This window comes from Rodentibacter haemolyticus, from assembly GCF_015356115.1.
GTDB lineage: Bacteria > Pseudomonadota > Gammaproteobacteria > Enterobacterales > Pasteurellaceae > Rodentibacter > Rodentibacter haemolyticus.
Window position 1 is genome coordinate 391,783 of the sequence record NZ_CP063056.1, and the last position, 19,084, is coordinate 410,866.

14 protein-coding genes are annotated in these 19,084 nt (G+C 41.0%); 6 read left to right on the top strand and 8 right to left on the bottom strand.

The annotated features are described in order from the left end of the window. Positions 1-27: 27 nt before the first annotated feature. From hrpA to IHV77_RS02015, 5 genes are all read right to left on the bottom strand, one after another. Positions 28-4,002, bottom strand: a complete 3,975-nt coding sequence (gene hrpA / locus IHV77_RS01995; RefSeq protein ID WP_194812496.1) for an ATP-dependent RNA helicase HrpA — start codon at positions 4,000-4,002, stop codon at positions 28-30. Further along, entirely contained in the window at positions 3,999-4,388 is a 390-nt protein-coding gene (locus IHV77_RS02000) for a DUF423 domain-containing protein (protein ID WP_194812497.1), read from the bottom strand. Before IHV77_RS02000 ends, hrpA begins: the two co-directional genes overlap by 4 nt. Continuing rightward, on the bottom strand, positions 4,389-4,841 hold the full coding sequence (locus IHV77_RS02005; RefSeq protein ID WP_194812498.1) for a DUF441 domain-containing protein: 453 nt from the start codon (positions 4,839-4,841) through the stop codon (positions 4,389-4,391). A 261-nt stretch (positions 4,842-5,102) separates the two neighbouring features. After that, positions 5,103-6,779: a DNA repair protein RecN gene (gene recN / locus IHV77_RS02010; RefSeq protein ID WP_194812499.1), complete on the bottom strand. Its 1,677-nt coding sequence runs from the start codon at positions 6,777-6,779 to the stop codon at positions 5,103-5,105. Between the two features lie 78 nt (positions 6,780-6,857). Then, the gene (locus IHV77_RS02015) at positions 6,858-7,748 is read right to left on the bottom strand and encodes an NAD(+) kinase (RefSeq protein WP_194812500.1); all 891 of its coding nucleotides are present in this window, start codon (positions 7,746-7,748) and stop codon (positions 6,858-6,860) included. 153 nt (positions 7,749-7,901) lie between these two features. Between IHV77_RS02015 and grpE the strand changes: the two genes are divergently transcribed. After that, complete coding sequence (gene grpE / locus IHV77_RS02020; protein ID WP_194812501.1) at positions 7,902-8,489, top strand: nucleotide exchange factor GrpE; 588 nt, start codon at positions 7,902-7,904, stop codon at positions 8,487-8,489. 267 nt (positions 8,490-8,756) lie between these two features. Further along, the gene (gene nrdD, locus IHV77_RS02025) at positions 8,757-10,880 is read left to right on the top strand and encodes an anaerobic ribonucleoside-triphosphate reductase (RefSeq protein ID WP_194812502.1); all 2,124 of its coding nucleotides are present in this window, start codon (positions 8,757-8,759) and stop codon (positions 10,878-10,880) included. A 180-nt stretch (positions 10,881-11,060) separates the two neighbouring features. Here nrdD and fbpC read toward each other — a convergent pair whose 3' ends face one another. The 3 genes from fbpC to IHV77_RS02040 all read right to left on the bottom strand — a co-directional run bounded on the left by fbpC (position 11,061) and on the right by IHV77_RS02040 (position 15,295). Then, positions 11,061-12,110 carry a ferric ABC transporter ATP-binding protein gene (gene fbpC, locus IHV77_RS02030; RefSeq protein ID WP_194812503.1) on the bottom strand — a complete coding sequence of 350 codons (1,050 nt, stop codon included), beginning with the start codon at positions 12,108-12,110 and terminating at the stop codon, positions 11,061-11,063. Positions 12,111-12,133: 23 nt separating this feature from the next. After that, positions 12,134-14,191 carry an ABC transporter permease gene (locus IHV77_RS02035; RefSeq protein WP_194812504.1) on the bottom strand — a complete coding sequence of 686 codons (2,058 nt, stop codon included), beginning with the start codon at positions 14,189-14,191 and terminating at the stop codon, positions 12,134-12,136. A gap of 63 nt (positions 14,192-14,254) precedes the next feature. Beyond that, a complete protein-coding gene (locus IHV77_RS02040; protein ID WP_194812505.1) occupies positions 14,255-15,295 on the bottom strand; it encodes an ABC transporter substrate-binding protein in 1,041 nt (346 codons plus the stop codon). Positions 15,296-15,460: 165 nt separating this feature from the next. On the opposite strand from IHV77_RS02040, the gene udk reads away from it, so the two are divergent. The 4 genes from udk to IHV77_RS02060 are packed head-to-tail and all read left to right on the top strand — an operon-like array spanning position 15,461 to position 19,064. Next, a complete protein-coding gene (gene udk / locus IHV77_RS02045) occupies positions 15,461-16,102 on the top strand; it encodes a uridine kinase (protein ID WP_194812506.1) in 642 nt (213 codons plus the stop codon). Between the two features lie 8 nt (positions 16,103-16,110). Beyond that, positions 16,111-16,695, top strand: coding sequence for a dCTP deaminase (dcd, locus tag IHV77_RS02050; RefSeq protein ID WP_194812507.1), 585 nt, complete (start codon positions 16,111-16,113; stop codon positions 16,693-16,695). Further along, positions 16,696-17,886 (top strand): AsmA-like C-terminal region-containing protein, encoded by a 1,191-nt coding sequence (locus tag IHV77_RS02055; protein WP_194812508.1) that lies wholly within the window; start codon positions 16,696-16,698, stop codon positions 17,884-17,886. Further along, the gene (locus IHV77_RS02060) at positions 17,886-19,064 is read left to right on the top strand and encodes a sugar transporter (RefSeq protein WP_194812509.1); all 1,179 of its coding nucleotides are present in this window, start codon (positions 17,886-17,888) and stop codon (positions 19,062-19,064) included. The genes IHV77_RS02055 and IHV77_RS02060 overlap by 1 nt, the downstream gene beginning before the upstream one ends. The last annotated feature ends 20 nt before the right edge of the window (positions 19,065-19,084 follow it).

Consider the following 19,084-nt stretch of genomic DNA (forward strand, 5'->3'; position numbering starts at 1 on the left):
GACATTTTTTCTCTTTGCAGGAATGCATTAAAACCCCGAAATTAAATTTAAAATTCGCTTGTCAGAAACCTGATATTTTGTTCCCAGTTGCTGCGCAAATAAACTTACGCGCAATTCTTCAATCATATATCTGATCTCTGCGATTTCATTAGGAATCGGTTTAGATTTCGGTAATTTGGCAAGAAGTTGCTGATAAGATTGCTGAACTTGCTCCACACGTAACATTGCTGCGCGATCACGGTTGACATCTTGTAAAAGCTTGTCAATGCGTTTATCAATGGCCTGCAAATAACGCAATAAATCCTGCAATCGATCATAACCGCTCTTTTGTACAAAGCCTTGATATACCAAGCCGCCAAGTTGAGCTTTAATATCTGAAAAAGCAAACGCCATAGTAAAATCCATTTTTCCCTTTAAGCGTTGATTCAAAGCGTGAGTGAATGTTAGAATTTGTTCCACCTTTTGGGCAATATCAACCGTGACTTCATTCAAATTTTCCCGCACAAAATCCCGAAGTTTTTCAAATCCTTCCTCATTCCACACAAAACCGCCAAAATCATTGATGAGCTTATCCACTGCGCAAGCAATACAATCGTCAATTAACTCCAATACCCGCCCAAATGGGGTGAAATACAAACCTAATTTGGATTTATTCGGCAATTTTTCGTGTAAATATTTGATCGGGGACGGCACGTTAAGTAACAATAAGCGGCGTAATCCTTGCTGCATTGCCACAGATTGTTCAAATTCGGTTTCAAAAAGTTTAACCCCTACGGCATCTTTTTCATCCACAATCGCCGGAAAGGCTTTTACACTGAATCCCTGTTTTTTCTGTTCGTAAAATTGCGGCAGATCGGCGAAATTCCAAATATGTGCGCCGCTTTGCTCAATGCCGTCATCCGCCACCGCAGAAATACTTTCTTGCACGTGTTCTTTTAACTCAAATTTCAGCGTATCCAAATCCATAGATTCGGCAATTTTCTTACCTCTTTCATCTACCACGCGGAAAGTCATTTTTAAATGACTTGGAATTTGCTGCCAATTCCAATGTTCAGCTTCGACCATTACGCCCGTCATACGGCGTAATTCATAAATCAGCGTATCTAATAATGGCTTTTCCGACGGTATAACACGATTTAAAAAAGCCTGAGCATAATTCGGCGCCGGTACAAAATTACGGCGGTAAGATTTTGGCAGGGATTTAATCAGTGCAATCACTAATTCTTCACGCAAGCCCGGAATTTGCCAATCAAACCCCGTCATTTCTACCTGATTGAGCAAAGGCAACGGAATATGTACCGTCACACCGTCCGCTTCCGTACCCGGCTCAAATTGATAAGTGAGTTTGAATTTTAAATGACCTTGATGCCAGAAATTCGGAAAATCCAATTTACTGACTCGCTCCGCCTCATCATTCATCAAGAAAGCACGTTTAAAATTAAGGAGATCCGGATTCTGTTTCGAGGCTTTTTTCCACCAAGTATCAAAATGCTTTTGCGATACGACTTCTGTACCGATACGCTGATCATAAAACTCAAACAATGTGCGTTCATCGACCAAAATATCACGGCGACGACTTTTATGTTCCAGTTCTTCCACTTCGCGAATCAAGCGTTGATTTTGCTTAAAAAACGGATGTCGGGTATTCCAATCCCCTTCCACTAATGCCGACTGAATAAAAATCTCACGGCTTAGGCTAGGATCAATCGCACCATAATTCACCGCTCTTGCAGCAACAATGGGTACGCCGTATAAACTCACTTTTTCATCGGCAATCACCGAACCTCGAGATTTTGACCAACGTGGCTCAGAATAGGATTTTTTCGTTAAATGCGGTGCTAAGGGTTCAATCCATTCCGGTTCGATTTCTGCCACCATTCGGCCCCAAAGTTTGGAGGTTTCCACCAATTCGACCGCCATGATCCATTTCGGTTGTTTTTTGAAAAGTACGGAATTTGGAAAAACCGCAAAATGCGCATTACGTGCACCAAGATATTGTTGTTTCTCCGTTTCTTTTAAGCCGATGTGAGAAAGTAAACCGCTTAAAAGTGCGGTATGAATTTGCTGATATTCCGCCTTCTCCGAATTAATCGGCAGCCCCATTTCACGTACGGCGAGGCGGATTTGTTGATAAATATCCTGCCATTCGCGAATACGTAGATAATTTAGAAAATCTTTTTGGCATTGGCGACGGAACTGATTTTTACTAAGTTCTTTTTGTTGTATTTGAAGATAATTCCAAAGATTTAAAAACGCTAAGAAATCTGACTTTTTATCGGCAAAACGACGGTGTTTTTCATCTGCCGCCTGCTGTTTTTCTATCGGGCGTTCACGCGGATCTTGAATAGATAATGCAGAGACAATAACCATCACTTCATAAACGCAACCGAAATTGACCGCACTTAGAAGCATTTTCGCCAATCTAGGATCAACAGGGAGCTGAGCAAGTTGTTTACCTATAGAGGTTAATTTGCGTTGTAAAGGTGAGTTAGAGGCACTCTTTTCCTCGCTTTCTTCCTCAATATTAGAGGTATCTCTACGAATTTTTTTACGGGGGGAGAAATATTCAAACGCCCCTAACTCTTCCAATAACTTCACGCCGTCTTGAATATGCCGCTTATCCGGTGCATCGACAAACGGGAAGTCTTCAATGTCATCCAAACCTAACGCTGTCATTTGTAGGATCACTGATGCCAGGTTAGTACGCAAAATTTCCGGATCGGTAAATTCCGGGCGGGAATGAAAATCCTCTTCCGAGTAAAGACGAATACAAATCCCGTCACTCACCCGTCCGCAACGTCCCTTACGTTGATTAGCCGAAGCCTGCGAAATAGGTTCAATAGGAAGACGTTGCACCTTGGTACGGTAGCTATAACGGGAAATGCGTGCGGTGCCGGGATCGATAACGTATTTAATCCCCGGTACGGTAAGCGAGGTTTCCGCTACGTTCGTGGCAAGTACAATGCGATTTAATCCGCTCGGATGAAAAATTTTATTTTGTTCCTGTGCAGAAAGGCGGGCAAAGAGCGGTAAAATTTCCGTATGTTTTAGATTTTGTTTTTGTAATGCTTCAGCGGTATCGCGGATTTCCCGCTCGCCGTTCATAAAAATCAAAATATCCCCACGCCCCTCAGCTTGGAGCTCGTCCACAGCATTTAAAATACCTTGCAATTGATCTTGCTCTTCCTCCTCACCAATCGGGCGATATCGTACTTCTACGGGATAGGTTCTGCCGGAAACTTCAATAATAGGCGCATTATCAAAATGCTTAGAAAAACGTTCTACATCAATCGTTGCGGACGTAATGATTAATTTAAGATCCGGGCGGCACGGAAGAAGCTGTTTCAGGTAGCCGAGAATGAAATCGTTATTCAAACTACGCTCATGGGCTTCATCAATGATCAAGCAGGAATATTGGTTAAGAAAACGATCCGTTTGAATTTCAGCGAGCAAAATCCCGTCGGTCATCAGCTTAATTTGGGTATTGTTGCCGATTTGATCGTTAAAACGGACTTTATACCCCACCAGTTCACCAACTTCCGTTTGCAACTCTTCCGCAATACGCGTAGCGACAGAACGGGCTGCAATACGGCGAGGCTGCGTATGTCCAATCATACCCCAATTGCCCAACCCAAGTTCTAAACACATTTTAGGTAACTGCGTGGTTTTGCCCGAGCCGGTTTCCCCCGCGACCACAATCACTTGGTGTTTTGATAGCAATTTTTCAATTTCGGCTTTACGCTGACTCACCGGTAAACTATCCGGAAAAACAATCGGATTTTTAACCGCACTTTGACGTTGTTGCACACGTAATTTGGCTTGTTGAATTTGCTGTTCTATCTCTGTAGCCACCGCTTGCTGTGCCGCTTGATTTTTAATTTTGCCGATGCCCTGAATACGCCCGGATAAACGGCGCATATCCACCGACATCACATCATTTAATTGAGAGAGAAGAGTCTGTTGTAAAGGATTTAATTTTTGCTTTATTATTCTCTTTTTCATACTGATTTACATTTGAAACTACCGTAAGCCAAACATAGCCATCCGATTAAAAATAGTACACCGCCGATAGGGGTTAACCAAACCATCAATTTGCCCGCACCAAGAGCGAGCGAATATAAACTACCGCAGAATAAAAGCATACCGAATGCCCAAGAACAAGCGGCAAAATTGAGCGCGTTATTCAAAGTAAATTGTTCCCGAGTTATTTGCACAATGCCGATTCCCATAATGGCAAGGGTGTGAAACATTTGATATTTAATCGCGGTATCAATCCAGGCTAAGGCTTTGGGCTCTAAAATTTGACCTAATCGATGAGCGGCAAAAGCCCCAATGCCAACACATAAAAAACCGCTCAGCGAGGCAACTGATAGCCATTTATTTTTCATTTACAATTTTCCCATTAATAATGCCAAGATCCCTGCTGCAATAAGCGGTCCAACGGGAATCCCACCAAGAAACGAGACGCCGAGAATCGTGCCGATCAGTAAACCGGTAACCAATACGGGTTGCTCTCCCATCAGCGGAACGCCTTTTCCCGCAAGCCAAGCGACAAAAATGCCCACCACAATAGAGAGTGCCATTTTCCAACTTAATAAACCCGCTAAATCAGGTAATTGAATTTTGCCGGAAACCAGAGGGCTTAATACGCCAATCGTCAAAATAATAATGCCGATCTTTAAACCGTATTTTTCAAGTAGAGGTATGTATTCGGATAAAAAGGTTTGCTGCATAATCAGTAACGCAGCGGCGGAAACGGTGATAGCACTATTATGGCTAACCAAACCAAGAACAATTAAAATCACCAATAGCAGGGCGATCATATTAAATTGCAATGACATAGGACTCCCAAAGTGCGGTTAGAAAAATGATTGTTCTTTGACAGATGAATTTGAAGAGAAATTATAACAATTTCTTCATTTGCTGTGTCTTTTATTTAATGAAAAAGCCGGAATGAAAAGGAATTTATTTTCCCGTCAAATGCCATGAGTTCCGGACTAATAAAATTCGTTATTTTATCCGCCTAGCCTGTTTGGACCACATTCTACCGCTATGAAATCTCATTCCCCTTTCCCCAATAATTTTGCTATAGGGAAATAAAACTATGCTACTGACTCCAACATTTCTCTTGCATTCGCCAATGCAAGTTCTGTAATTTGACTCCCACCTAACAAACGGGCCAGTGCAGATATTCGCTCCTCTTGGGAAAGTGCGGTCATTTTTGTTTCCGTTTTTTCATCTACGGTAAATTTTTCCACATTAAATTGATTATGCCCACAGCAAGCCACTTGTGGTAAATGGGTAACGCAAAGTACTTGACATTTATTTCCTAATTGACGCAATAATTTCCCGACAACACTAGCAGTTGAACCACTGATCCCGACATCCACCTCATCAAAAATTAAAGTCGGAATCGCAGATTGATCGGAAGTTAGCACTTGAATGGCTAAAGAAATACGGGAAAGCTCCCCTCCGGATGCAACTTTTGCCAACGGTTGAGGTTGTTGTCCTAAATTACTTCGTAAAGTGAATAAAATCTGATCCGCACCATTAGCCCCCATTTTTTCATCGTCAGCTTTCAGTTCTACATAAAATTCCGCATTTTCCATTGCAAGCCGCTTAATAGATTGGGTAACTTGTTGCGCTAATGCATTCGCCGATTTTTGACGGCTTGCCGTTAATTCAGCCGCCGTAATCTGCATTTTTGCAAACGCTGCTTTTTCTTGCTCAATCAACGCTTCTTCACTTTCTGAAAAATCTAAAAGTGCGGTCAATTCCACCTTTAATTTTTTATGCCACTCAACTAATTCTTCCGGTTTCACATTATGCTTTCTTGCCAGTTGAAGTGCCTGCCCCATACGTTGTTCTATTTCTTGCAACAATTTTGGATCTTGTTCAATATTTGAAGAGAGATGCTGAACTTCATTTGTCGCTTCTTGCACCTGAATTAAGGCTTCATTAAGTAAATTCCGAGCATCTGTATATCGAGGATCCAATTCTGCCAATTCATCAATATATTGTGTTGCACGATACAGCATCGTATCCACATTCACAGTTTCATTTTCACTTAAAATTTGTAGTGCCGATTGGGAAAGTTGGGTGAGTTGTTCGCTATTTGATAAACGACGTTGCTCTTCTTCTAATTCAAAATACTCGTTTGGGCGAAGATTAAACTCATCTAGTTCCTCTACTTGATATTGAAGCAATTGTTTCTTTGCTTCATTTTCCATTACTTTCTGCTGAAAAGTTTTAACTTGAGTTTGTAAGTTTTTCCAAGCCCGATAATCTTCTCGCATTTGATTAAGTAAATGAGAATGCCGCGCAAAACTATCAACCAATTGCAGCTGGTAATCGTTTTTCAGTAAAAGCTGGGAAGCGTGTTGCCCGTTGATATGAATAAGATACTGCCCCACTTCTTTGAGCTGAGCAGCCGAAACCGGTGTGCTGTTAATAAACGCTTTAGAGCGCCCATCAGCATTAATAACACGGCGTAAAATACATTCGGAAGGATTATCAGGATCTTGCAACTCCTGCGCCTGCAACCATTGATAAGCCGGATTATGCGGTTCAAGATGAAAGCTTGCACAAATTTCCGCCCGTTCTTGCCCTTCCCTCACCATTGTACTTTCGACACGTTGCCCTAAACATAATCCTAAGGCATCAATGGCAATAGATTTACCGGCACCGGTTTCACCGGTAATCACCGACATTCCTTTCGCTAATTCAATGTCAAGTTGGCGAACGATGGCAAAGTTATTGATGGTAAGTTGAGTAAGCATAGCAAAATCCCTAATTACTGTATATCCATCATATTAATACTGATTTAATATACAGTAAAGATTTTTTTGAGATTTTATCTAAAAATTTTTCAACCAACCTAATTTAGTACTCAACACATTGTAATAATTATAGGTTTTAAGGTGCAATAAACGCAATTTATGCATACTTTTCTCAATATGTACAACATCGTCAGGTGTAAAATCCAGTGCAATTTGGCTATCACACCCTACCTCTAATTGAGAAGTATTATGTTCTGCAAAACGAATGGAGATTTTACTATCACCATCAATGACTAACGGACGTGATGTCAATGTATGAGGAAACATCGGTACGAGGGCGATAGCATTCAAATTAGGGGTTAATATCGGACCGCCGGCAGAAAGGGAATAGGCAGTAGAACCCGTTGGAGTAGAAACAATCAAACCGTCTGAACGCTGTGAAAAAGCAAACTTGTCATTGATATATACGTGAAAATCAATCATATGCGCAATTTTTGCCGGGTGAATAACAGCTTCATTGACGGCATAACCTGATGAGATAATATCCTCTTCCCGTTCGATCTTGGCTTCCAATAAAAAACGTTCTTCTACAAAAAATTCTCCTCGTTCGAGGCAGGCTTCCAGTTGTGCGTAAGCATTTTTCGGATCAATATCGGTTAAAAATCCCAAATTTCCACGGTTAATACCAATCAAGGCAATATTATATTTGGCTAAAATTCTCGCCCTGCCTAGCATATTGCCATCACCACCAATCACAATTGCTAATTGTGCCTGCTGACCGATTTCTTCCAATGTGGCAAGACTTTCCTTAGGGAGCGCCAATTTTTCCGCCACGTCTTTTTCCACTAACACGCGGTAGCCACGCTCCTGTAACCATTGCGCCAAATTTTTATGCATTTGCAAATTAACGTCATTGCGAGGCTTTCCCACTAGCCCGATGGTTTTAAAAGAACGACATAAATGTTCCATAGTTCACTCTTAAAATCATGCGAAAACTTCCTTAGTTTTGACCGCACTTGAATTTAATATTTGTGCCATTATATTACATAGCACCTGTCAAAAGTATGAATTTTATAGGAAGCTTGCTAAAATAGCTGAAACTTTGATTTACGGAGAACAATTATGTCTGAACAAGAACAAAAATTTGAAAACACCGATGAGCTTGAGCTGGAAACTCAACAAGCGCAGACACAAGAAGAGGAGCAAACAGAAGATCCTTTAGAAGAAGCGATCGCTCGTGTACAAGAATTAGAAGAACAACTGAAAGCACAAGTGGAAGAAACTGCAAAAAAAGAACAGGATTTATTACTTCGTACCCGTGCAGAAATTGACAATATTCGCCGTCGCACCGAGCAAGATATTGAAAAAGCACATAAATTCGCTTTGGAAAAATTTTCAAAAGATATTTTGAATACGATCGATAATTTAGAACGCGCCCTTGCTACACCGGCAAATACCGAAGATGAAAGTATAAAAGCCCTATTTGACGGTGTCGAACTCACTTTAAAAGAATTGCTTTCAACCGTAGGTCGCTTTGGTGTTGAAGCAGTTGGCACAGTAGGTGAAGCATTTAACCCGGATTTACACCAAGCTATCTCAATGCAACCTGCTGAAGGATTTGAATCAAACCAAATCACAACCGTGTTGCAAAAAGGCTACACCCTAAATGGTCGCGTCATTCGTCCGGCAATGGTGATGGTTGCGGCGTAATATTAAAACTTAAATGAATAAAGTGCGGTCGATTTTTCGGCCGTTTTTTATTTCCTTTCCAAAGTTTGATCAAGATCACATAAATAACATTTTATTTGAGATTAGTTCTCAATAATAAAAATCAACTATAGCCAGTAAAATCAACAGCTCAGATGATTTTTCGTCTTATTATTCAATAAAAACACTACATATTGTGTGTTGATTATCTTTTTAGATCTATATATAGTGCTTCGTAAATTTTGGAAACACAATATATCGGAGCATACAATGAAAAATTTCCAAGTCGTCAAACGTGATGGTTCACGTGCTGATTTTGAAATTCAACGCATTATTCAGGCTGTTAAAAAAGCGACAAGTGCGGTCAATATTCACGATGAATTTTATTGTCATCAAATCGGGCAAGAGGTAGGCAATGAGATCTTTACCCGCCACCAACAAGAGATAGACATCAATCAAATTCAAAAAATCGTTGAAGACAAATTAATGGCGAGCCGATACCCTCAAATTGCGCGCGCCTATATTGAATACCGTCATGATCGGGATTTAGCACGTGAAAAACGTAGTCAACTCACAAAAGAAATTGAAGGTTTGATTGAACAAAGCAACATAGAATTGCTCAACGAAAACGCCAATAAAGATGCGAAAGTTATTCCCACTCAGCGTGATTTACTTGCCGGTATCGTAGCGAAGCACTATGCCAAGCGTCATATTCTTCCACGTGATGTTGTGGAAGCTCATGAAAAAGGTGAAATTCATTATCACGATCTTGATTACGCCCCTTTCTTCCCAATGTTCAACTGTATGTTGGTTGATTTAAAAGGAATGCTCTCCCGCGGCTTTAAAATGGGCAATGCGGAAATCGAGCCGCCGAAATCAATAGGTACGGCAACCGCTGTTACGGCACAAATTATCGCACAGGTCGCCAGCCATATTTACGGCGGCACAACAATTAATCGAATTGATGAAGTGCTTGCCCCTTATGTGCAAATAAGCTATGAAAAACATTTAAAAAATGCGCAGGAATGGAATATAGCGGATGCGAAAGGCTACGCCGACACACTGATTGAAAAGGAATGTTTTGATGCTTTCCAATCCTTAGAATATGAAGTCAATACGCTTCATACTTCTAACGGTCAAACACCCTTTGTTACCTTTGGTTTTGGCCTTGGTACAAGCTGGCAGGCAAGATTAATTCAGCAATCTATTTTGAAGAACCGTATCCGTGGCTTAGGCAAAAATCACAAAACGCCGGTTTTCCCAAAACTTGTGTTCACCATTAAAAAAGGACTAAATCAAACACAAGGCGATCCGAATTACGATATTAAACAGCTTGCCTTAGAATGTGCCTCTAAGCGAATGTATCCGGACATTCTCAATTATGATCAAGTCGTGAAAGTCACGGGTTCTTTCAAAGCGCCGATGGGTTGCCGGAGTTTCTTGGGGGCTTATGAAGAACAAGGGACAGAAATTCACGATGGACGCAACAATCTGGGTGTTGTGAGCCTGAACCTACCGCGCATTGCGTTGGAATCTAAAAACGAAGCGGAATTTTACCGCACTTTAGATGAACGCCTTGCGATTGCGAAAAAAGCCTTAATGACACGTATCGCCCGTCTTGAAAACACCAAAGCACGTGTAGCGCCTATTCTTTATATGGAAGGGGCATGCGGCGTACGTTTGAACGCCAACGATAATGTGGCACAAATTTTCAAAAACGGACGTGCTTCTATTTCCCTTGGCTATATCGGCATTCATGAAACCGTTAATGCTCTCTACAATCAAGGACACATTTTTGATGATGAACAATTACGAGAAAAAGGTATTGCGATTGTTCGCCACTTAAGCGCTACCGTAAAACAATGGCAAAAAGAAACCGGCTATGCCTTTAGCCTATACTCAACCCCGAGTGAAAACCTATGCGACCGCTTCTGTCGCCTTGATACGAAACAATTCGGTATTATTGAAGGCGTAACGGATAAGGGCTACTACACCAACAGCTATCACTTGGATGTAGAAAAAAAGGTCAACCCTTACGATAAACTTGATTTTGAAATGGCTTACCCTCCATTGGCAAGCGGCGGTTTTATTTGCTATGGGGAATACCCGAATATTCAACACAACCTGAAAGCACTCGAAGACGTGTGGGATTACAGTTATGACCGCGTGCCTTATTATGGAACCAATACACCTATTGACGAATGCTACGAATGTGGTTTTACCGGCGAGTTTGAATGCACCAGTAAAGGCTTCGTCTGCCCGAAATGCGGCAATCACGATAGCGCAAAAGTTTCCGTTACCCGCCGCGTGTGCGGTTACCTAGGCAGTCCTGATGCCCGCCCATTCAATGCAGGTAAACAAGAAGAAGTAAAACGCCGAGTAAAACATCTTTAACGGAAAAAGTGCGGTTAATTTACCGCATTATGTAACACTCACACAAAGAGAGACGCAGGGCAGCGCAACTTGTTGCCCACCATTGAAATTCTCCATTTTAAATCGGTGGGCAAAAATTTGCCCACCCTACAATGATTTATACAAGCTACATAATATCGTTAATTTTAACCGCACTTTTGATTATTCTTTTCTCAATAAAAATATGCCCTGTTCCGATAGATTTACATAGGCTTGTTTGAGATTTGCATTGAAATCTTCCGGTTTGCAGTTGATGAGTAGCTCTTTGCCGGCCCAAGTCGCAACCACTTCCCAATGATTGCCCATATAAACCGCACTTTTTATATCGCAACATTGCACTTCCGCCCCCTCATCAGCCAAGAAAACAGATTCAGGACGAATTCCGACTAAACATTCGCCGTCCGCCAAATTGAATTGTTCTGCCTTAGAGAGTGGAAATTGATAACCGTTAATATCCACTATGCCATTTTGTAATTTTCCATCAAAAATACTGGATTCCCCCATAAAATTCGCCAAAAATAAAGAATTAGGACGAAGATAAAGTTCTTTTGCCGGTGCTTTTTGCATAATTTTACCTTTGTGCATTACAATGACTTCGTCCGATACGGCAAAGGCTTCCGTTTGATCATGTGTAACATATAAAGACGTAATACCTAGCCGTTGTTGTAATTCACGAATTTTTTCCCGCATTGAACGGCGAAGATTGGCATCTAAGTTACTTAAGGGTTCATCAAACAAGAGAACTTTGGGTTTCAACACTAATGCCCGAGCCAAGGCTACTCGTTGTTGCTGTCCACCGGAAATTTGATCCACAAAGCGATCTTCAAAACCAGCCAAATCCACCAATTCTAACGCTTCTTTTACTCTTTGTTGTCGCTCTTCCTTGCCTACCCCTTGCATTTTCAAGCCGTAGCCGACATTATCCCCAATGCTCATATGCGGGAACAGTGCGTAGGATTGGAACACAATACAAATATCACGGTTTTGAATAGACGATTTTGTAACGTCCTCTCCGTCAATAAAAATTTCACCGGATGTCGGGGTTTCTAACCCTGCAACCAAACGTAAAACCGTTGTCTTCCCACAGCCTGAAGGTCCTAGTAAGGTCACCATTGTGCCACGCTTAATGGTTAAATCTAAATTATCGATCACCACCGCTTTGCCGAAAGCCTTGGTGATATTTTTTAATACTAAGAAATCATTACTACTCATAATTTTACCTGCCGCTTAACGAATTAATTCATTTTCTTTGCTTTAGAACGGGAAATACGTGTATCGCCTACAATCCAGTCGAAAAATAAAATAATCGCCATCATTACCACAATCAACAGTGAACCATAGGCAATAGCGATACCGTATTCACCGTCTTCAACACGATTTAAAATATATGCCGTTGCCACACGTGTATCCGCCGTCACCAAGAAAATAATTGCACTTACGGTTGTCATCGCACGAACGAAACTGGTAACCAGCGCAGAAAGCAATGCCGGTTTCAACAATGGCAATACAATATACCAAAGGGTTTTCCACGAATTACCTTTTAGAGAAAGAGAGGCTTCATCTAAGGATTTATCCAATTGTCCCAACCCTGCGATAGCCGCACGCATACCAATCGGCAGATCACGCATTACCATTGAAATAATCACAATAATACCCGTGCCGGTAATATAAAGCGGCGCATTGTTAAAGGCTAAAATATAGGAAACGCCTGCTACTGTTCCCGGTACGGCAAAGCAAAGCATTGTTAAAAACTCAAGGGATTTTTTACCTTGAAAATCTTTACGTACCACGATATAGGCAATCAATAACCCGAAGAATGCCGTCAATGGTGCGGCGATACCGGCATAAATCAAGGTATTGATGAGTGACGGCCACGCACCGCTGCTAAAATCTTGACCGAATAACATCTTGTAGTTTTTCAATGTCAGCGTGTAATCTACTCCCCAGTTCACAGTGAAACTACCGTAGAAAATGCTGCCGTAAAGGGCAATATTAAATACCATCCACAAGCCAAGCATTGCGATAATGGTATATTTCAAACCGGTAGGTAAATCTTGTACGTCCCCGCGATAAGATTTTCCGGAAACCGTTACATAAGAGCGGTTACCAATCCAAATATATTGAATAATAAAAATCGCTAATGAGAAGATTAACAACATTGAACCCAAAGTGCTCGCCGAGGCATAATCCAATTGCGATCCTGCAATATAAAAATAGATTTGCGTTGCAATCACATCAAAGCTGCCACCCAACACCAGCGGGTTACTAAAATCTGCAAGAGATTGGATAAATACGATTAAGAATGAATTTGCCAATGCCGGACGGAGCAAGGGAAAAATAATGTTATAGAAAGTTTGATAGCGATTTGCCCGTAGCGTGTAAGAGGCTTCTTCAATAGAGGGGTGAACGGATTTCAACGCGCCGTCTAAAATCATAAAAGAAACCGGGGTCAATGCGAGGATCTGTGCAATCGCAATACCGTTAAAACCATAAAGCCAGTTGTAATTAGTAAACCCTAAATGCGTGCTCAACAACTCCGTCACATAGCCGGAACGCCCTAGCATTAAAGTCACCCCCAAGCCGACAACAAACGGTGGTGTTACGATGGGTAAAATGGAGAAAATTTTACCGATAAAAGCGGTTCTACGCGCAATACGTGTGGTGTAAAGAGCAAATGCTAAACCGAATACCGTGGAAACAAGCCCGACAAATCCCGATAACAGAAGTGAATTACTAATCACACGCACAATGTAGTTTTGCGTTAAAATACGCATCACCTGTTGTGGTGCAAAGGTGTCGCCGTCATAAAACATTGATACAAAAATCGCCAACGTCGGATATACGATAAAAAAGAAGATCAGCAAAATAATACAAAGCAAGGAAGCAATAATAAATTTATCTCCTTGCATCACTTTCAGTTTCGCCAATGAAAGGGTCGCCAATGCCGTATAACCGATGAGCAATACCATGACGGCATAGCCCATACTGATTTTGTATAATGTCGCACTGACAAACATAAATAAGACGGAAAGTGCGGTTAAAAATAGCTCCGTTTTTGCCTGTTGTAACCTTGATAATTTAAGAAACGGCAATACGCCGTACGCAATAACGGGCAAAAACCACGACCAAGTAAGATCCAAAGAAGCCCATCCCATCGCCTCAAAATACTCATCGGCGGTACTATCAAATAAGCCGTAATCCAGTGCGTGAGAAGGCAGAAACAAAAACGCCAACAAAGATAAAATAATCCAAAAGTTGGCAGAATGTAGAATGGAAAGTTTTTTTGCGTTCATACAACCTCGCAGAAGGTAAAAAGATGAAACAGCAGATAATCTACCGTTTCATTATTGATATCGTTATTTAGCCAACTTCACTTCTTGTACCCATTTTTCAATCAAGTATTTGCGTTGTTCCGTTGCACCGTATTTTTCAAAATTATAATTGATTAAATTAAGTTTGTTAGGCTCAAAAGCACTCGGCGATTGCTCCGCAGCCGTATTCGTTAAGGTTTGTAAAGAATCACCTTGTTTCCAAGCCAATTCCTGACCTTCTTTAGATAACGCCCAATCTACGAACAATTTTGCATTATCCATATTACGAGCTCCTTTTAGAATACTCACACCGCCTAATTCATATCCCGTTCCCTCACAAGGCACCACTAATTCCAGTGGCGCTCCCTGACGTTTTTCAAGCGCATAATCATGTAAGAAACCGATACCGACAACCGCCTCGCCACGCGCTGCATTACGGGATGGTGTAATTCCTGATTTGGTGTATTGTGAAACATTCGGATGCAACGCTTTCAAAAATTCAAAGGCCTGATTTTCACCCCAAAGTTGAACAAAAGTCGCCAACGCAGTGTAGGCTGTGCCGGCACTTTGCGGATCAGCCACTTGCACTTCACCTTTTAAACGGGGATCGGTTAAATCTTTCCAGCATTTCGGTACTTCTTTAATCCCTAATTTTGCCAAACGTTCGGTATTCACCCCAAAACCTAAAATCCCCATATAAATAGCGGAAACATAATGACCTTTCGTTTTTGCCGGATCACGGAAACGTTCAACAATTTCATCAATATGCTTGGATTTATAGGGTTCCACTAAACCGAGTTCCGCAGCTTGAGCTTGAGGATCGAACGTGCCGCCGAACCATACATCCGCTTGCGGATTATTTTTTTCCGCTTCCACCTTCGCAAAAGTACTCCCTGAACCATTACGAATGAAAGAGGTTTTTACATCATATTTTTCGCCGAAAGCCTTTGTTGTCGTTTCGCACAAAATATTCGTAGCACTACAATATACAACCAAACGACCTTTTGCATTTGTTGCTGCGGATACACTTAAACCCGCCGCTAAAAGTGCGGTTGAAACAGAAAGAGAAATTTTATTGAACTTCATAGTAAACACTCCATTGTACTAAAGCGCTAAAATCTTATTCGAAAACAAAAAATAATACCGTGATGATTCTCACAGTTTTGAAATTTAACCGAAAAAATAAAGGTGAAATCAACCGCACTTTTCTTTATAATTCGGGAAATTATTCTCATCTTTCAAATTATATTTATGCCAGATTCATCTTGTATTATTATCGCCGTTACCGGTGCCTCCGCCTCAGGAAAAAGTTCCATCGCCTCCACCGTTCACAGAGAACTTTGCCACGAATTAGGTTGCCAGCAAATCGGTATTATCGCCGAAGATAGCTATTATAAAGATCAAAGTCATTTGGCGATGACCGAACGAGAGAAAACCAACTATGATCATCCTAATTCAATGGATCGTGATTTACTTATCCGGCATTTAAAAGATTTAAAAGCCGGTAAGGCCGTTGATATTCCGGTTTACAGCTATGTGGAACACACCCGTACAGACGAAACCACACACTTTACGCCAAAACGTATTGTAATCTTGGAAGGCATTTTATTACTGACAGACGAACGTGTCCGCCAATTGAGTGATATTTCGGTCTTTGTGGATACGCCACTGGATATTTGTTTTATCCGCCGCCTACAACGTGATATGGAAGAACGCGGTCGTTCACTCCAATCCGTTATCGATCAATATCGTGCGACAGTCCGTCCGATGTTCTTACAATTTATTGAGCCGTCTAAACAATATGCCGATATTGTTATTCCACGCGGTGGAAAAAACCGCATTGCGATTAATATGCTGAAAGCTCAAATTCTTCATTTATTGAATCAAAAATAGGAGAAGTTATGCGTCTTTGTGATACCGATATTGAACGCTATTTGGATGATGGCATTATTTCTTTAACTCCTCGTCCTGATAATGACAAAATCAACGGCGCAACAATTGACGTGCGTTTAGGTAATTCTTTCCGTGTATTTCGTGAACATTCTGCCCCGTACATTGATCTAAGCGGCCCGAAAGAAGAAGTTTCCGCACAGTTAGAATCCGTGATGAGTGATGAAATCATCATTCCGGATAATGAAGCATTTTTCTTACACCCCGGTGTATTGGCATTGGCAACAACCCTTGAATCGGTAAAATTACCGGCAAATATTATCGGTTGGTTAGACGGGCGTTCTTCCCTTGCCCGCTTGGGGTTAATGGTTCACGTTACCGCACACCGCATTGATCCGGGTTGGGAAGGAAAAATCGTATTGGAATTTTATAATTCCGGAAAACTCCCTTTGGCACTACGCCCGAATATGGTGATTGGCGCACTCAGTTTTGAAGTGTTAAGCGGTACCGCTGCCCGTCCTTATAACAGCCGTAAAGACGCCAAATATAAAAATCAACAAAATGCGGTGGCAAGCCGTATTGATGAGGATAAATAAATGAAAAAGATCGCAATAAGCCTGCTGTTCGTGCCGATTGCGATCTTCGCATTTCTTTACGTTCAGCTACAACAAGCCAAAACTCAGTTGAGCGAACAATTTAAGCAAAGAGACGTAAAAGTTAAATCCCTTGATTTAAGTCTTATTCCCCAACCGACCTTGTCTATTGAGCAGCTCAATTATCATCGTATTTCGTTAAAACGAATTAAAGCTCAACTCGCCTTGTTACCTTTAATTTACGGTGAAGCAAAATTGCAACAACTTACTATTGAGCAAGCCTCATCGGGGGAAAATACGCTTAATTCCGCCAAAATCACAATGCATTTTTCAGATTTGTCGGTAAAAAATTTATTATCAAAAAATATTCTCTTTAGCGGTTCAAACGTTGTTTCCGTCAAACTTGAAAAACCGATTTACGGTTTGGCTCAAAAATTTGATCTTGCGTTCAATAAGGCCAGTATCAAACTTCGCCCAAATACAGAATCACTGATTCAATTTGATGGCGCTACATTAAATCAACAGCCGTTAGGCTATATTGAAATTCATGCGGCGCTTTCTAAACCGCAAAAAGCGGCTGTTGCCTATATAAAACCTGCCTGTACAACAGATTGCCTTGCAGTACTAAAATTTAACGCATTTGCCGAAGAAAGTGCGGTCAATTTTTCCGGTAAAAATTTCCCTCTGGCACAATTACTTACATTGTTAAATTTCCCCAATATCATTACGGGAACAGCAGATTTTAATATTCGGCTCGCCTTTGAAAAAGCAAACTTAACGAAAAGTAAATTTGATTTTAATGCACGGGATGGAGAGCTTTTAGGGATAAACTTATTGCAACTTGCCTCACAATACTTTCCGATTAACTACAATGATGAATTATTGGAAGGAAAACGGGCGAACACGCCTTATCAACAGGTCGAAGCTTCGTTCTCACTAGACAAAAGCTTGCTGAATATTGATAAATTTAACCTAAAAACGACCGCACTTTTAGGTGCAGGTCGTGGTGCGATTGATTTACATACGATGCAATGCGATGTCAATCTCTCACTTTCGGCAACCAATCCCAAATACAAGGATTTAAAACTCCCTATTCGTTTTTTTGATAGTTGTTATTCACCGCAATATAAATTGGAAATAACCAAAGATTTTCGGAAACAGTTGAAGAATCTCATTAAAGAGAAGTTAAAATAATGTCGTTTTATCATCAAGCTGAAAAAATCCAAACTTGGCGCGTAATGGTTATTGCTTGCGCCGCTTTTATCTTTAACACGACTGAATTTGTCCCTGTGGCTTTGCTCACAGATATTGCAGAAAGTTTCAATATGCCGCCTTCTGAAACCGGTTTGATGATGACGGTTTATGCTTGGACAGTGCTTATCATGTCTCTACCGGCAATACTTGCGACGGGTAAGATGGAACGGAAAAGTTTACTTATCAAGTTGTTTGTGATTTTCATTATAGGTCATATCCTTTCCGTTATCGCTTGGAATTTTCAGGTACTGCTTATCGCTCGAATGTGCATTGCCTTGGCGCATGCCGTATTTTGGTCAATCACCGCTTCTCTTATTATGCGAATTGCACCTAAAAATAAAAAAACGCAAGCATTAGGTATGCTTGCCATCGGTACCTCACTTGCGACGATTTTAGGCTTACCCCTCGGTCGTTTAGTCGGGCAATTTGTCGGTTGGAAAATAACTTTTATTATTATCGCCGTACTGGCATTAATCACAATGTTTCTCATTATTCGTTTATTGCCGAATATTCCAAGTAAAAATGCCGGTTCCCTATCCAGCCTCCCGCTATTGGCGAAACGTCCATTATTAATTGGGCTTTATATGACAACAGTAACTGTCGTTGCGGCACATTTTACCGCTTACACTTATATTGAACCTTTTATGATTCAAATTGGAGAACTCAATCCTAATCTTGCGACATTCATTCTCTTAATTTTTGGTATATCAGGTATTACTGCAAGCCTGCTTTTCAATCGTCTATACCGTTTTAGCCCGATAAAATTTATTATCACCGCAATAGGATTATTATCAATTTCACTTGCCCTTTTACTCAGTTCATCTCATTATGCGTTAACGATGTTTATACTCGCCTTTATTTGGGGAATCGGCATTTCCTGCATTGCCCTTGCATTACAAATGCAGGTTTTGCAGCTCGCACCGGATGCAACCGATGTGGCAACAGCGATTTATTCCGGTATCTTCAATGCAGGTATCGGTGCAGGTGCATTATTCGGTGGTCAAATGATGCATTATGTCGGCTTAAAATATATTGGTTTTAGCGGAGCTACGCTTGGTATTATCGGTTTATTGATTTTTATCTTTTTCCAGCTTCACTATCGTCCACAAAAAACTTAAAAAATGACCGCACTTTGATC

Excerpts from the sequence above, each read along its gene's own strand:
- hrpA (WP_194812496.1), bottom strand. The coding sequence starts at position 4,002 with ATGAAAAAGAGAATAATAAAGCAAAAATTAAATCCTTTACAACAGACT.
- IHV77_RS02000 (WP_194812497.1), bottom strand. The coding sequence starts at position 4,388 with ATGAAAAATAAATGGCTATCAGTTGCCTCGCTGAGCGGTTTTTTATGT.
- IHV77_RS02005 (WP_194812498.1), bottom strand. The coding sequence starts at position 4,841 with ATGTCATTGCAATTTAATATGATCGCCCTGCTATTGGTGATTTTAATT.
- recN (WP_194812499.1), bottom strand. The coding sequence starts at position 6,779 with ATGCTTACTCAACTTACCATCAATAACTTTGCCATCGTTCGCCAACTT.
- IHV77_RS02015 (WP_194812500.1), bottom strand. The coding sequence starts at position 7,748 with ATGGAACATTTATGTCGTTCTTTTAAAACCATCGGGCTAGTGGGAAAG.
- grpE (WP_194812501.1), top strand. The coding sequence starts at position 7,902 with ATGTCTGAACAAGAACAAAAATTTGAAAACACCGATGAGCTTGAGCTG.
- nrdD (WP_194812502.1), top strand. The coding sequence starts at position 8,757 with ATGAAAAATTTCCAAGTCGTCAAACGTGATGGTTCACGTGCTGATTTT.
- fbpC (WP_194812503.1), bottom strand. The coding sequence starts at position 12,110 with ATGAGTAGTAATGATTTCTTAGTATTAAAAAATATCACCAAGGCTTTC.
- IHV77_RS02035 (WP_194812504.1), bottom strand. The coding sequence starts at position 14,191 with ATGAACGCAAAAAAACTTTCCATTCTACATTCTGCCAACTTTTGGATT.
- IHV77_RS02040 (WP_194812505.1), bottom strand. The coding sequence starts at position 15,295 with ATGAAGTTCAATAAAATTTCTCTTTCTGTTTCAACCGCACTTTTAGCG.
- udk (WP_194812506.1), top strand. The coding sequence starts at position 15,461 with ATGCCAGATTCATCTTGTATTATTATCGCCGTTACCGGTGCCTCCGCC.
- dcd (WP_194812507.1), top strand. The coding sequence starts at position 16,111 with ATGCGTCTTTGTGATACCGATATTGAACGCTATTTGGATGATGGCATT.
- IHV77_RS02055 (WP_194812508.1), top strand. The coding sequence starts at position 16,696 with ATGAAAAAGATCGCAATAAGCCTGCTGTTCGTGCCGATTGCGATCTTC.
- IHV77_RS02060 (WP_194812509.1), top strand. The coding sequence starts at position 17,886 with ATGTCGTTTTATCATCAAGCTGAAAAAATCCAAACTTGGCGCGTAATG.